Raw genomic sequence first — 11,559 nt, forward strand, 5'->3', positions numbered from 1 at the left:
CCATGCTGTCTCCGAAAAAGACCAAATTCCGCAAGCAGTTCAAGGGCCGCATCCACGGCGCTTCGAAGGGCGGCACCCTGCTGAACTTCGGTTCGTACGGCCTGAAGGCCGTCGAGCCGGAGCGCATCACGGCTCGCCAGATCGAAGCCGCCCGTCGCGCCATCACCCGCCAGATGAAGCGTCAAGGCCGCGTCTGGATCCGTATCTTCCCGGACGTGCCGGTCACCGGCAAGCCGGCCGAAGTCCGGATGGGTAAGGGTAAGGGCGCCGTGGATTACTGGGCCGCTCGCGTGGCTCCGGGCCGCATCATGTTCGAAATCGACGGCGTGCCGGACGATATCGCGCGTGAAGCGCTTCGCCTGGGCGCCGCCAAGCTGCCGATCCGCACTCGTGTTGTCACCCGCCTCGACGCGGGCGTGGCCCAGGAGGCTTGAGGCTCATGAAGATCGCTGACATCCGGGGTCTGACCCCCGACCAGCTGGCCGACACCCTGATCAGCCTGAAGAAAGAGCAGTTCAACCTGCGCTTCCAGGCCGCCACGGGCCAGGTCGAGAAGACCCACCGCGTCAACGAGATCCGCAAGGATATCGCGCGGATCAAGACCGTGCTGCGCGCCAAGGCCGCGGCTTAAGGAGAACGATATGCCCAAGCGTATCCTCGAAGGGGTGGTCGTCTCCGATAAGGGCGACAAGACCGTGGTGGTGAAGGTCGAACGGACCATCGTTCACCCGGTTCTTAAGAAGATCGTGCGTCAGTCCAAAAAGTACCACGCGCACGACGAATCCAACGCGTACAAGGCCGGCGAAGCTATTCGCATCGTCGAGTGCGCTCCGAAGTCCAAGCTGAAGACCTGGGAAGTGCTTCCCAAGGCTTCGGCTTAATCTGGAAGGTTTAGACCATGATCCAGATGCAAACTAACCTGGAAGTCGCTGACAATTCTGGCGCTCGCCGGGTCATGTGCATCAAGGTGTTGGGCGGCGCAGGCCGTCGCTACGCCAGCGTGGGCGACGTCATCGTCGTCTCCGTGAAGGAAGCCATCCCGCGTGGCCGCGTGAAGAAGGGTGACGTGCTTCGCGCCGTCGTCGTTCGCGTGAATCAAAATCTGAAGCGCAAGGATGGCTCGGTCATCCGCTTCGATAAGAACGCCGCGGTCATCGTGAACAAGGCGAGCGAGCCGGTCGGCACGCGGATCTTCGGCCCGGTTCCCCGTGAACTGCGCGCCAAGAACCACATGAAGATCATCTCCCTCGCTCCGGAGGTGCTGTAATGGCCGCTAAGATCAAGAAGGGCGACCGCGTCGTCGTTCTGGCCGGCAAGGACAAGGGCAAGCAAGGCGCTGTGACCCAGGTTCTTCCGAAGGAAAACCGGGTTGTCGTGGAAGGCGTGAACATGGTTTCGCGTCACACCAAGCCGACCCAGGCCGAGCCGCAAGGCGGCATCAAGCAAAAGGAAGCCGCGCTGCACGTCTCGAACGTCGCCATCGTGGACTCCAAGGGCAAGCCCACCCGCGTCGGCTTCAAGATCGAAGGCGACAAGAAGGTGCGTGTCGCCAAGACGACCGGCGAGGTGATCAATGGCTGATCAAGCTTACGAGCCCCGGCTGAAGACCGTTTATCGCGAGCGCATCCGCGCCGCGATGAAGGAGCAGTTCGGCTATACCAACGAGATGCAGATCCCCAAGCTGGACAAGATCGTCCTGAACATGGGTATCGGCGAGGCTGTGGCCGACTCCAAGAAGGCCCAAGTCGCTCTGAAGGACCTGCAGGCGATCGCCGGCCAAAAGCCCGTCGCCACCAAGGCCCGCAAGTCGATCGCCGGCTTCAAGCTGCGCGAAGGCATGGTGGTCGGTGGCAAGGTCACCCTGCGCAAGGACCGGATGTACGAGTTCCTGGACCGCCTGGTCACGATCGCGCTGCCGCGCGTGAAGGACTTCCGTGGCCTGAACGGCAAGAGCTTCGACGGCCGTGGCAACTACGCCATGGGCCTGAAGGAGCACCTGGTGTTCCCGGAAATCAACTATGACCAGATCGAGCAGATCTGGGGCATGGACATCATCGTCTGCACCACTGCGAAGTCCGACCAGGAAGCCAAGGCTCTCCTGAAGGAATTCCAGTTCCCGTTCACCAATTAAGAGCGGGCAGGGAAAAGCACCATGGCAAAGAAAAGCGCCGTCAACCGCAACGAAGCCGTCAAGGCCCTCGTCAAGAAGTTCGCCGAGAAGCGCGCCGCGCTCAAGGCGACCGCCAACGACGAAAGCCTGCCGCTCGAGGAACGCTTCGAGGCTCGCCTCAAGCTCGCCAAGCTGCCCCGCAGCAGCTCGGCGATCCGCATCCGCAACCGCTGCGAAGTCACGGGCCGTCCGCGCGCCTACTACCGCAAGCTGAAGATGAGCCGTATCGCGCTCCGCGAACTGGGTTCGCAGGGTCAGATCCCCGGCCTCGTCAAGTCGAGCTGGTAAGGACGATCAGATGTCGATGAACGATCCCCTGAGCGACCTGATCGCTCGCATCAAGAACGCCGCCACGCGCAAGCGCAACAAGGTCTCGACGCCGGCTTCCAAGCTGCGCGCCCGCGTCCTCGACGTGCTCGCCGATGAAGGCTACATCCGCGGCTACTCGCTGATCGAGAAGCCCGGCGCGTTCCCCGAATTCGAGATCGAGCTCAAGTATTTTGACGGTGAGCCCGTGATCGCCGAGATCAGCCGCGTGTCCAAGCCTGGCCGTCGCGTCTATTCGTCGATCAAGGACCTGAAGCCGATCAAGAACGGCCTGGGCATCTCGATCCTTTCGACGCCGAAGGGCGTCATGTCGGACACCGCTGCACGCGACGCTAATGTCGGCGGCGAAGTCCTCTGCCGCGTCTACTAGGCGCGGGAGGGAAAGAGCATGTCACGTATCGGTAAGAAAGCCGTCGCAATCCCCTCGGGCGTGCAAGTCACGCTCGCGGGTCAGACGGTCACGGTGAAGGGCCCCAAGGGTCAGTTGTCGTGGACGATCGCCGACGAAGTCGAAGTCAAGCAAGAGGGCGCTGAGCTCCTTCTGACTCCGCGCGTCGACACGAAGCGCGCCAAGGGCATGTGGGGTCTGTCCCGCACGCTGGTGGCCAACATGGTGCATGGTGTCACCGCCGGGTTCGAGGAAAGCCTCGAACTGGTCGGCGTTGGTTACCGCGCGGCCATGAAGGGCACCGCCCTGAGCCTCCAGCTCGGTTTCAGCCACGACGTGGACGTTGAGGCTCCGGCCGGCGTCACCTTCGCTGTGCCGAAGCAGACCGAAATCAAGATCGCCGGCATCGACAAGCAGGCGGTCGGCGAGATTGCCGCGAAGATCCGCCGCATTCGTCCGCCTGAGCCGTACAAGGGCAAGGGCGTGCGTTATGCTGGCGAGAAGGTTCGCCGCAAGGAAGGCAAGAAGAAGTAAGCCATGGCGCTCTCTCCTCGTGAATCGGCGGCCAAGCGCGCTCAGCGCGTTCGCACCCGCCTCAAGAGCCTCGCCAACGGTCGCCCGCGTCTGTCGGTCTTCCGTTCGTCGAAGAACATCTACGCCCAGGTCATCGATGATGAACGCGGCGTGACCCTGGCGTCGGCTTCCACCCTGGAAGCCGAAGGCAAGGGCGCGGACAAGGATGCCGCCGCCGCTGTCGGCAAGCTCGTCGCCGAGCGCGCTATCGAAAAGGGCGTCAAGGACGTCGTCTTCGATCGTGGTGGTTACATCTTCCACGGCCGGGTGAAAGCCCTGGCCGACGCCGCGCGCGAAGCCGGCCTGAACTTCTAAGGGAAACAGAATGGCTCGTGGTGAACAACAGCGCGGTGAAGGCGGTCAACGCCGTGACCGTCGCGACCGCAACGCCCCCGAAGAGCGGGTCGACAGCGACATCGTCGAAAAGCTCGTCCACATCAACCGCGTCGCCGCCACCGTGAAGGGTGGTCGTCGCTTCAGCTTCGCCGCTCTGATGGTCGTTGGCGACCAAAAGGGTCGCGTCGGCTTCGGTCATGGCAAGGCGCGTGAAGTGCCGGAAGCCATCCGCAAGGCGACCGAAGAAGCCAAGAAGACGATGATCCGCGTTCCGCTGCGCGAATCCCGCACCCTGCACCACGACGGCGCTGGCCGTTGGGGCGCTGGCAAGGTGATGATGCGCGCGGCGCCTCCCGGCACCGGCGTCATCGCCGGCGGTCCGATGCGCGCGGTTCTCGAAACCCTGGGCGTCCAGGACGTCGTGGCCAAGTCGACGGGTTCCTCGAACCCGTACAACATGGTTCGCGCCACGTTCGAGGCCCTGAAGGTCCAGTCGTCGCCCCGCCAGATCGCCGCCAAGCGCGGCAAGAAGGTTGGCGACATCCTCGGCCGTCGCGCCGACGGCGCGTCGTCGCCGGAAGCCATCGAGGGCTAAGTCATGGCTGAAGCTAAGCAAGTCACGGTCCGCCAAACGGGCAGCCCGATCCGTCGTGAAAAGGACCAGCGCGCCACGCTTGCCGGTCTGGGTCTCAACAAGCTGGGCCGCACGTCCACGCTGGAAGACACCCCGTCGGTCCGCGGCATGATCCGCAAGGTCGCGCACCTGCTGGAAATCGTCGAGTAGTCCGCTACGCGACGACGAAATACGCCACCCCGGTGAAAGCCGGGGTGGTTTTCGTTTGAAATCCTGTCTGGCCCAAACTCATTTCACCATTGAGTTTTGAAGCGTTTTAGGGTTTTAAGCGCGCTCTGATTTTTTCAAGCCGAGTCCAGCCGCTGGCTGGGCGCAGATCTCCAAGGAGAGGCACATATGACCAAGCTGAACGAACTGGCCCCGCAGGAAGGCTCGACCAAGGGCCGCATGCGCGTCGGCCGCGGCCCGGGTTCGGGCAAGGGCAAGACCGCCGGTCGCGGTGTGAAGGGCCAGAAGGCGCGCTCGGGCGTCGCCATCGCCGGCTTCGAAGGCGGCCAGATGCCGCTTCACATGCGTATGCCTAAGCGCGGCTTCAACAACCCCTTCCGCCTCGAGTTCGCCGAAGTGAACCTGTGGCGCCTGGAACAGGCCGTGGCCGCCGGCAAGTTCAAGGCCGGCGCCGAGCTGGCGCCCGCCGACCTGGTCGCCGCCGGCGTCATCCGTCGTGAACTCGACGGCGTGAAGCTGCTGGGCAAGGGCGAGATCAAGACCGCCCTGAAGCTGACCGTCTATTCGGCCACGGAAGCCGCCATCAAGGCCGTCGAGGCCGCCGGTGGTTCGGTCACCGTGACCAAGAAGGCCAAGGCGCAAGCCGAAGTCTAAGGCCATATGTCATCCCGGTGAGCGCCTGGCGCTTTTCGGGACTTCGTTTCGACCGGGATGACAGAAATAGGAGGCTCGCCGTGACATCACGGCGAGCCTCACCTATTTGTGCCCTCTACCTGGGCCTGCCCTTTTCAAATCCTTTGAAACGGATAAGCAGGCTCCGCGCCAAATTTCGTTGGAGTCGCCGGATCGTGTCCGGCCGTCACGCTCCAGAGTCGTGGGGATCTGAATGGCCTCGGCCGCCGAACAACTCGCAGCCAACATGAATTTCGCGTCGTTCCAAAAGGCGACCGAACTTCACAAGCGCATCTGGTTCACGATCATCGCCCTGGTCGTGTACCGCCTTGGCACCTACGTGCCGATCCCCGGCATCGATCCGGCCGCGTTCTCGCGCCTGTTCAGCGGCAACGCCGAGGGCATCCTCGGCATGTTCAACACGTTCTCGGGCGGCGCCGTGCAGCGCATGGCCATCTTCTCGCTGAACGTGATGCCCTACATCAGCGCCTCGATCATCGTGCAGCTGATGGGCACGGTGTATCCTCCGTGGGAGAAGCTGAAGAAGGAAGGCGGGGAGGCGGGCCGCAAGACCCTCAATCAGTACACCCGCTATCTGGCCGTGGTGCTGGCCGTGGTCCAGTCGGCCTCGATCGCCATCGGCCTGTCGGCCCAGCCCGGCCTGGTGGCCGGGGGCGTCGGCCCGGTGTTCTTCGTCGTCTCGACCGTCGTGGCCCTGACCGGCGGCACCCTGTTCCTGATGTGGCTGGGCGAGCAGATCACCAGCCGCGGCGTCGGCAACGGCGTCAGCCTGATCATCTTCGCCGGCATCGTGGCCCACCTGCCGATGAGCCTGGGCCAGCTGCTGGTCCAGTCGCAGACCTCGGGCAACTACACGCCGCTGTTCCTGATCCTGATCGGCGCCGTGGCCGCCATCCTGGCCATCGTGTTCATGGAGCGCTCGCAGCGCCGCCTGCTGGTCCACTATCCCAAGCGGCAGCAGGGCAACCGCATGGTCGGCGGCGAGAGCTCGTTCATGCCGCTGAAGATCAACACCGCGGGCGTCATCCCGCCGATCTTCGCCTCCAGCCTGCTGCTGCTGCCGACGACGGCCCTGCAGTTCATCAACGCGGCCAACCTGCCGTCCTGGGCCCAATGGCTGCCGGGCGTGGTCGGCGCGCTGCAGCACGGCCACCCGGCGTTCCTGGTGTTCTACGCCCTGCTGATCATCTTCTTCTCGTTCTTCTACACCTCGGTCGTGTTCAACCCCGAGGAGACGGCCGAGAACCTGCGCAAGTACGGCGGCTTCCTGCCCGGCATCCGCCCGGGCAAGCGCACCGCCGAGTACCTGGACTATGTGCTGACCCGCCTGACGGTGATCGGCGCGGCCTACATCACGGCCGTCTGCGTGGCGCCGGAGCTGGTGATGATGGCGGTCAAGTCGAACCAGTTCGCCCTGGGCGGCACCTCGATCCTGATCGTCGTGACGGTGACCATGGACACCGTGGCGCAGATCCAGTCGCACCTGCTGGCCCACCAGTACGAGGGCCTCATCAAGAAGTCGAAGCTGCGCGGCGGCCGTAGCCGCTAAGCCGAGCTTCAAATTTATTGGAAGCGTCGGAAGCCGGTTTGTCACAAAACCGGCTTCCGTTTTCTTTCCCGGGGCTCTAGGTCTGCTCCGGGAGATCAGCCGGGCGCAGACTCGGCAGACGCGCGAAGGGGCTTACATGAACTTGATCCTGTTCGGTCCGCCAGCGGCGGGGAAGGGCACTCAGGCCAAGCGCCTGGTCACCGAGCGTGGCATGGTCCAGCTCTCGACCGGCGACATGCTGCGCGCCGCCATCGCCTCGGGCTCGGAGCTGGGCCTGAAGGTGAAGGGCGTGCTGGACCGCGGCGAGCTGGTCACCGACGAGATCGTCATCGCGCTGATCGAGGATCGTCTGCCCGAGGCCGAGGCGGCCGGCGGCGCGATCTTCGACGGTTTCCCGCGCACGGTCGCCCAGGCGCAAGCTCTGGATAAGATGTTGGCGGCCCGTGGACAGAAGATCGACTCTGTTCTCCGACTCAAGGTAGACGAGCCAGCCCTGATCGAGCGGATCAAGAAGCGGTTCGAAGAACAGGGACGGCCGGACGACAATCCCGAAGTCTTCGTGACTCGCCTGGCTCAGTACAATGCCCAGACCGCGCCGCTGCTGCCTTACTATGAAGGGCAGGGGAAGCTCACGGAACTGGACGGAATGGGTTCGGTCGAAGCCGTCGCCAGTTCCATCGACGAGGCCTTGGCGCCTGTCTCGGTCGGTTGATCCGACAGAGATAAACAGGCTCCAAATACCGAAAGGTAGCGTGACATTCGTCACGCGGAGCGTCGTCGCTTAAAGAAGCCCTGATTCACTGGATGTCTGGTGGATTCAGTTGTTGACGGAAGCGAAACGATCCCTATAACGGGGCGCTTCCGCGAAAGGGCGCGATCCGTGCGCGCCGGTTTGGGTCTCCGACCCGGCCGGGCGCGCCGTTCGCGTCTTTAGTGCGTGACTAGGAGAACATTAGACGTGGCCCGTATCGCAGGCGTCAACATCCCGACGAACAAGCGCGTTTTGATCGCGCTTCAGTACATTCACGGCATCGGCCAAAAGTCGGCTCGTGAGATCATCACCAAGGTGGGCATCGAGGAAGCCCGTCGCGTCAATCAATTGACCGACGCGGAAGTCCTGCAGATCCGCGAGACGATCGACCGTGACTACACCGTCGAGGGCGACCTGCGTCGCGAGAACTCGATGAACATCAAGCGTCTGATGGACCTGGCCTGCTATCGCGGCCTGCGTCACCGTAAGGGCCTGCCGGTCCGCGGTCAGCGCACCCACACGAACGCTCGCACCCGCAAGGGTCCGGCCAAGCCGATCGCCGGCAAGAAGAAATAAGGTAGCCTGACGATGGCCAAGGAACCGGGTCGCGTTAAAAAGCGCGAACGCAAGAACATCACCTCGGGCGTGGCGCACGTGAACGCCTCGTTCAACAACACAATGATCACCATCACCGACGCCCAAGGCAACACGATCTCGTGGTCCTCGGCCGGCATGATGGGCTTCAAGGGTTCGCGCAAGTCGACGCCGTACGCCGCCCAGATGGCTGCGGAAGACGCGGGCAAGAAGGCCGCCGAGCACGGCGTCAAGACCCTGGAAGTCAACGTTTCGGGTCCGGGTTCGGGCCGTGAATCGGCTCTTCGCGCGCTGCAAGCCGCGGGCATGACGATCACGACCATCCGCGACGTCACGCCGATCCCGCACAACGGCTGCCGTCCGCCCAAGCGCCGTCGCGTCTAGTACTTTTTAGACCACTAATCTCCTTCGCCGGCTGCGCAAAACGCGGCCGGCGAGCCGCGTTCAAGGGACCCGACCACGTGATCGAAAGAAACTGGAACGAGCTGATCCGTCCTGAGAAGCCGCAGATCGAAACCGGAGCCGATGCGACCCGCAAGGCCCGTATCGTCGCCGAGCCCCTCGAGCGCGGTTTCGGTGTGACGCTCGGCAACGCCCTGCGTCGCGTTCTGCTCTCGTCGCTGCAAGGCGCCGCCGTCACCGCCATCCAGATCGATGGCGTGGTGCACGAATTCTCCTCGCTCGAAGGCGTCCGCGAGGACGTCGTTGATATCGTTCTGAACATCAAGCAACTGGCCGTTCGGATGCACGCCGAAGGCCCGAAGCGCATGACCCTGCGCGCCACGGGCCCCGGCCCGGTGACCGCCGGTCAGATCGAAACCCCGGCCGACATCGAAATCCTGAACCCCGACCACGTGCTCTGCACGCTGGACGACGGCGCTTCGGTGCGGATGGAGTTCACGGTCAACAACGGCAAGGGCTACGTCCCGGCCGACCGCAACCGTCCGGAAGACGCGCCGATCGGCCTCATCGCCGTCGACGCGCTCTACTCGCCGGTCAAGCGCGTCGCCTACCGCGTCGAGCCGACCCGTCAAGGCCAGTCGCTGGACTATGACAAGCTGGTCCTGGAAGTGGAAACCAACGGCGCTGTCACTCCGGTGGACGCCGTGGCCTACGCCGCCCGGATCCTGCAGGACCAACTGCAGATCTTCATCACCTTCGAGGAACCGAAGGCCAAGTCGGCCGACGAGTCCAAGCCGGAACTGCCGTTCAACCCGGCCCTGCTGAAGAAGGTCGACGAGCTGGAACTGTCGGTCCGTTCGGCCAACTGCCTGAAGAACGACAACATCGTCTACATCGGCGACCTGATCCAGAAGACCGAAGCCGAGATGCTCCGCACCCCGAACTTCGGCCGCAAGTCGCTGAACGAGATCAAGGAAGTTCTCGCCGGCATGGGCCTGCACCTCGGCATGGACGTGCCGAACTGGCCGCCGGAGAACATCGAAGACCTGGCCAAGAAGTTCGAAGACCAAATCTAAGAACCTCTTCGCCACCGCGCTTAATCCGGGCCGCTTCTCCTTCCTCGGAAGGGGAGGCGGCCTGGGCCTTTTGAAGCCGCTCACGCGGTTCGAGGGCCCCGGCGCTTCGCTCTGACCCGGTCGGGACGGACCAGGATTGGTGACAATCAGGCGCTCGACATATTTTGCGCCGCTCGGGCTCGATGCCCAGGAGACTAAGACATGCGTCACGGTAACGCCCACCGCAAACTCGGCCGCACCTCGGCTCACCGCACCGCCATGTTCGCCAACATGTCGGCTTCGCTGATCAAGCACGAGCAGATCGTCACCACCCTGCCCAAGGCCAAGGAACTGCGTCCGATCGTCGAAAAGCTGGTCACCCTGGCCAAGCGCGGCGACCTGCACGCTCGTCGTCAGGCCATCAGCTCGGTTCGCGACGTCGAACAAGTCGGCAAGCTCTTCGCGGTCCTCGGCCCGCGCTACAAGGACCGTCAGGGCGGCTACATCCGCGTCCTGAAGGCCGGCTACCGCTACGGCGACAACGCCGCCATGGCCGTGATCGAGTTCGTCGACCGCGACGTCTCGGAAAAGGGCAAGGACTCGGGTCCGGTCTACGTCAACGACGCCGAAGACTAAGATCTTTCAGCGCCAGCTGAACGCGAAGGCCCCGGAGAGATCCGGGGCCTTTCTCGTTTCTGCGCTCAGGGCTTGACGGCCGCCGCCCGAGCCGCGCGCAGAGCTTCGAGTTGCTCGGCTTGGCGGGCCAGGCCCGGGACGCCAAGTTCGCTGCGGAGGGCGTCGGAGACCAGGTTACGATCATAAGGCTCCTGGCCCATCGAGCCCCTGAACTGTGTGCCGTAAACCTGCGGTTTGCCGATCATCATCAGGTAGCGGTCGAGCGTCGCGCTAGCGATCCACAGAGACGACTTGTCACCCTTGCCGACCGCCACCATCGCCAGGGTGTGGGCCAGCAGGTAGTCGTCCGCCTTCGAGCCGTGCTGGAAGATGAAAGCGGCGTGCTCGTAGTCTTCGGCCGTGTGTAGAGCGCCGGCCGTGAGCAACGCGCGGGTGGCCAAGCGTCGCTGTTCGTCGCGAGCGGTGACCTTGTCCCAATCTATTTCGTCAGGCTCCCGATCGCTCTGGTCCTCGTTGTAGAGGCGGGTCATCTCGGCGTTCGAGGTGGTTGGCGCCGCCAGCGAACGGGCATGCGCAGGGTCAGCGAGAAGAAACAGGCTCATCAGGGCGAGCAGAGACATGCGCAGCTTCATAGAGTTTTCCAAGCGTAGCAAAGCTTGCAGCCACCATGGCATAGACTCCTCTAGAGATGCGATATGGCAGTCCGCGTCTTGAGGTGGATCTTGGAGTTCCGCCGCTAGCCCTTCGGCTTCACCGGCCGCGCCGGATTTCCCACCACCGTCGCCCCGGCCGCCACGTCCCGCGTCACGACCGCGCCGGCTCCGATCACCGCGTCGTCGCCGATGGTCACGCCGGGCAGGATGATCGCGCCGCCGCCGATCCAGACATTGGCGCCGATATGGATGGGCTTGCCGGACTCCTGGCCCGTGCGGCGCAGGGCCGGATCGCGCGGATGGTCGGCGGTCAGGATCTGCACGCCCGGGCCGATGGCCGTGGCCGCGCCGATGGTGACCTCGGCGACGTCCAGGATCACGCAGTTGAAGTTCATGAACACGCCGTCGCCCAGGCGGATGTTGTAGCCGTAGTCGACGAAGAACGGCGCGCGGACGGCCACGTTCTCTCCGACCGCGCCCAGGCCCTGGGCCAGCAGCATCGGGCGCTCGTCGAGGCCGGCGCTGTTGTAGCGATCCATCCAGCTCTGGGCGACGCGCTGGTCGGCCTGCAGCTCGGCGTCGACGGTATAGAGCTCGCCGGCCAGCATCCGTTGCTTCTGGGTCTTCACG

The 11,559-nt window shown here is 64.0% G+C and carries 21 protein-coding genes; 19 read left to right on the forward strand and 2 right to left on the reverse strand.

Going from position 1 to position 11,559, the window contains the following annotated elements:
- Positions 1–2: 2 nt before the first annotated feature.
- The 19 genes from rplP (at position 3) to rplQ (ending at position 10,276) form a co-directional block, all read left to right on the forward strand.
- The gene (gene rplP, locus ACHMW8_RS16760) at positions 3–434 is read left to right on the forward strand and encodes a 50S ribosomal protein L16 (protein ID WP_125159664.1); all 432 of its coding nucleotides are present in this window, start codon (positions 3–5) and stop codon (positions 432–434) included.
- A gap of 5 nt (positions 435–439) precedes the next feature.
- Positions 440–631, forward strand: a complete 192-nt coding sequence (gene rpmC, locus ACHMW8_RS16765) for a 50S ribosomal protein L29 (RefSeq protein WP_047413099.1) — start codon at positions 440–442, stop codon at positions 629–631.
- Between the two features lie 10 nt (positions 632–641).
- Entirely contained in the window at positions 642–881 is a 240-nt protein-coding gene (rpsQ, locus tag ACHMW8_RS16770; protein ID WP_099579538.1) for a 30S ribosomal protein S17, read from the forward strand.
- Positions 882–898: 17 nt separating this feature from the next.
- Positions 899–1,267 (forward strand): 50S ribosomal protein L14, encoded by a 369-nt coding sequence (gene rplN / locus ACHMW8_RS16775; protein WP_125159663.1) that lies wholly within the window; start codon positions 899–901, stop codon positions 1,265–1,267.
- Complete coding sequence (gene rplX, locus ACHMW8_RS16780; protein ID WP_125159662.1) at positions 1,267–1,581, forward strand: 50S ribosomal protein L24; 315 nt, start codon at positions 1,267–1,269, stop codon at positions 1,579–1,581. The genes rplN and rplX overlap by 1 nt, the downstream gene beginning before the upstream one ends.
- Complete coding sequence (rplE, locus tag ACHMW8_RS16785) at positions 1,574–2,131, forward strand: 50S ribosomal protein L5 (protein ID WP_125159661.1); 558 nt, start codon at positions 1,574–1,576, stop codon at positions 2,129–2,131. The genes rplX and rplE overlap by 8 nt, the downstream gene beginning before the upstream one ends.
- Before the next feature lie 21 nt (positions 2,132–2,152).
- Entirely contained in the window at positions 2,153–2,458 is a 306-nt protein-coding gene (rpsN, locus tag ACHMW8_RS16790; protein WP_047413112.1) for a 30S ribosomal protein S14, read from the forward strand.
- Positions 2,459–2,468: 10 nt separating this feature from the next.
- Positions 2,469–2,867: a 30S ribosomal protein S8 gene (gene rpsH / locus ACHMW8_RS16795; protein ID WP_099579526.1), complete on the forward strand. Its 399-nt coding sequence runs from the start codon at positions 2,469–2,471 to the stop codon at positions 2,865–2,867.
- Between the two features lie 18 nt (positions 2,868–2,885).
- Entirely contained in the window at positions 2,886–3,419 is a 534-nt protein-coding gene (rplF, locus tag ACHMW8_RS16800) for a 50S ribosomal protein L6 (RefSeq protein WP_101719243.1), read from the forward strand.
- Between the two features lie 3 nt (positions 3,420–3,422).
- Positions 3,423–3,773: a 50S ribosomal protein L18 gene (gene rplR, locus ACHMW8_RS16805; RefSeq protein WP_013078658.1), complete on the forward strand. Its 351-nt coding sequence runs from the start codon at positions 3,423–3,425 to the stop codon at positions 3,771–3,773.
- A 10-nt stretch (positions 3,774–3,783) separates the two neighbouring features.
- Positions 3,784–4,389 carry a 30S ribosomal protein S5 gene (rpsE, locus tag ACHMW8_RS16810; protein WP_096051657.1) on the forward strand — a complete coding sequence of 202 codons (606 nt, stop codon included), beginning with the start codon at positions 3,784–3,786 and terminating at the stop codon, positions 4,387–4,389.
- 3 nt (positions 4,390–4,392) lie between these two features.
- Entirely contained in the window at positions 4,393–4,578 is a 186-nt protein-coding gene (gene rpmD, locus ACHMW8_RS16815) for a 50S ribosomal protein L30 (protein WP_099579521.1), read from the forward strand.
- A 186-nt stretch (positions 4,579–4,764) separates the two neighbouring features.
- Positions 4,765–5,250: a 50S ribosomal protein L15 gene (gene rplO / locus ACHMW8_RS16820; protein ID WP_395443161.1), complete on the forward strand. Its 486-nt coding sequence runs from the start codon at positions 4,765–4,767 to the stop codon at positions 5,248–5,250.
- A 232-nt stretch (positions 5,251–5,482) separates the two neighbouring features.
- Positions 5,483–6,838: a preprotein translocase subunit SecY gene (gene secY / locus ACHMW8_RS16825; RefSeq protein WP_125159659.1), complete on the forward strand. Its 1,356-nt coding sequence runs from the start codon at positions 5,483–5,485 to the stop codon at positions 6,836–6,838.
- Between the two features lie 136 nt (positions 6,839–6,974).
- The gene (locus ACHMW8_RS16830; protein WP_125159658.1) at positions 6,975–7,550 is read left to right on the forward strand and encodes an adenylate kinase; all 576 of its coding nucleotides are present in this window, start codon (positions 6,975–6,977) and stop codon (positions 7,548–7,550) included.
- Between the two features lie 246 nt (positions 7,551–7,796).
- Entirely contained in the window at positions 7,797–8,165 is a 369-nt protein-coding gene (gene rpsM / locus ACHMW8_RS16835; protein ID WP_096032935.1) for a 30S ribosomal protein S13, read from the forward strand.
- 12 nt (positions 8,166–8,177) lie between these two features.
- Positions 8,178–8,567, forward strand: a complete 390-nt coding sequence (gene rpsK, locus ACHMW8_RS16840) for a 30S ribosomal protein S11 (protein ID WP_004616890.1) — start codon at positions 8,178–8,180, stop codon at positions 8,565–8,567.
- A gap of 77 nt (positions 8,568–8,644) precedes the next feature.
- The gene (locus ACHMW8_RS16845; RefSeq protein WP_047413138.1) at positions 8,645–9,661 is read left to right on the forward strand and encodes a DNA-directed RNA polymerase subunit alpha; all 1,017 of its coding nucleotides are present in this window, start codon (positions 8,645–8,647) and stop codon (positions 9,659–9,661) included.
- Between the two features lie 201 nt (positions 9,662–9,862).
- Positions 9,863–10,276, forward strand: a complete 414-nt coding sequence (rplQ, locus tag ACHMW8_RS16850) for a 50S ribosomal protein L17 (protein WP_125159657.1) — start codon at positions 9,863–9,865, stop codon at positions 10,274–10,276.
- A 65-nt stretch (positions 10,277–10,341) separates the two neighbouring features.
- Here rplQ and ACHMW8_RS16855 read toward each other — a convergent pair whose 3' ends face one another.
- Together ACHMW8_RS16855 and ACHMW8_RS16860 are read right to left on the reverse strand one after the other, a co-directional pair.
- Positions 10,342–10,896, reverse strand: coding sequence for a hypothetical protein (locus ACHMW8_RS16855; RefSeq protein WP_395443162.1), 555 nt, complete (start codon positions 10,894–10,896; stop codon positions 10,342–10,344).
- A 116-nt stretch (positions 10,897–11,012) separates the two neighbouring features.
- Complete coding sequence (locus tag ACHMW8_RS16860) at positions 11,013–11,558, reverse strand: sugar O-acetyltransferase (protein WP_395443163.1); 546 nt, start codon at positions 11,556–11,558, stop codon at positions 11,013–11,015.
- Position 11,559 lies beyond the last annotated feature (1 nt).

It is taken from the genome of Caulobacter sp. UC70_42, from assembly GCF_044056025.1.
In the GTDB taxonomy this organism is placed as follows: Bacteria; Pseudomonadota; Alphaproteobacteria; order Caulobacterales; family Caulobacteraceae; genus Caulobacter.

What these genes read in the sequence shown, in the direction of transcription:
- rplP (WP_125159664.1), top strand. Translation starts at nt 3, where the DNA reads ATGCTGTCTCCGAAAAAGACCAAATTCCGCAAGCAGTTCAAGGGCCGC.
- rpmC (WP_047413099.1), top strand. Translation starts at nt 440, where the DNA reads ATGAAGATCGCTGACATCCGGGGTCTGACCCCCGACCAGCTGGCCGAC.
- rpsQ (WP_099579538.1), top strand. Translation starts at nt 642, where the DNA reads ATGCCCAAGCGTATCCTCGAAGGGGTGGTCGTCTCCGATAAGGGCGAC.
- rplN (WP_125159663.1), top strand. Translation starts at nt 899, where the DNA reads ATGATCCAGATGCAAACTAACCTGGAAGTCGCTGACAATTCTGGCGCT.
- rplX (WP_125159662.1), top strand. Translation starts at nt 1,267, where the DNA reads ATGGCCGCTAAGATCAAGAAGGGCGACCGCGTCGTCGTTCTGGCCGGC.
- rplE (WP_125159661.1), top strand. Translation starts at nt 1,574, where the DNA reads ATGGCTGATCAAGCTTACGAGCCCCGGCTGAAGACCGTTTATCGCGAG.
- rpsN (WP_047413112.1), top strand. Translation starts at nt 2,153, where the DNA reads ATGGCAAAGAAAAGCGCCGTCAACCGCAACGAAGCCGTCAAGGCCCTC.
- rpsH (WP_099579526.1), top strand. Translation starts at nt 2,469, where the DNA reads ATGTCGATGAACGATCCCCTGAGCGACCTGATCGCTCGCATCAAGAAC.
- rplF (WP_101719243.1), top strand. Translation starts at nt 2,886, where the DNA reads ATGTCACGTATCGGTAAGAAAGCCGTCGCAATCCCCTCGGGCGTGCAA.
- rplR (WP_013078658.1), top strand. Translation starts at nt 3,423, where the DNA reads ATGGCGCTCTCTCCTCGTGAATCGGCGGCCAAGCGCGCTCAGCGCGTT.
- rpsE (WP_096051657.1), top strand. Translation starts at nt 3,784, where the DNA reads ATGGCTCGTGGTGAACAACAGCGCGGTGAAGGCGGTCAACGCCGTGAC.
- rpmD (WP_099579521.1), top strand. Translation starts at nt 4,393, where the DNA reads ATGGCTGAAGCTAAGCAAGTCACGGTCCGCCAAACGGGCAGCCCGATC.
- rplO (WP_395443161.1), top strand. Translation starts at nt 4,765, where the DNA reads ATGACCAAGCTGAACGAACTGGCCCCGCAGGAAGGCTCGACCAAGGGC.
- secY (WP_125159659.1), top strand. Translation starts at nt 5,483, where the DNA reads ATGGCCTCGGCCGCCGAACAACTCGCAGCCAACATGAATTTCGCGTCG.
- ACHMW8_RS16830 (WP_125159658.1), top strand. Translation starts at nt 6,975, where the DNA reads ATGAACTTGATCCTGTTCGGTCCGCCAGCGGCGGGGAAGGGCACTCAG.
- rpsK (WP_004616890.1), top strand. Translation starts at nt 8,178, where the DNA reads ATGGCCAAGGAACCGGGTCGCGTTAAAAAGCGCGAACGCAAGAACATC.
- rplQ (WP_125159657.1), top strand. Translation starts at nt 9,863, where the DNA reads ATGCGTCACGGTAACGCCCACCGCAAACTCGGCCGCACCTCGGCTCAC.
- ACHMW8_RS16855 (WP_395443162.1), bottom strand. Translation starts at nt 10,896, where the DNA reads ATGTCTCTGCTCGCCCTGATGAGCCTGTTTCTTCTCGCTGACCCTGCG.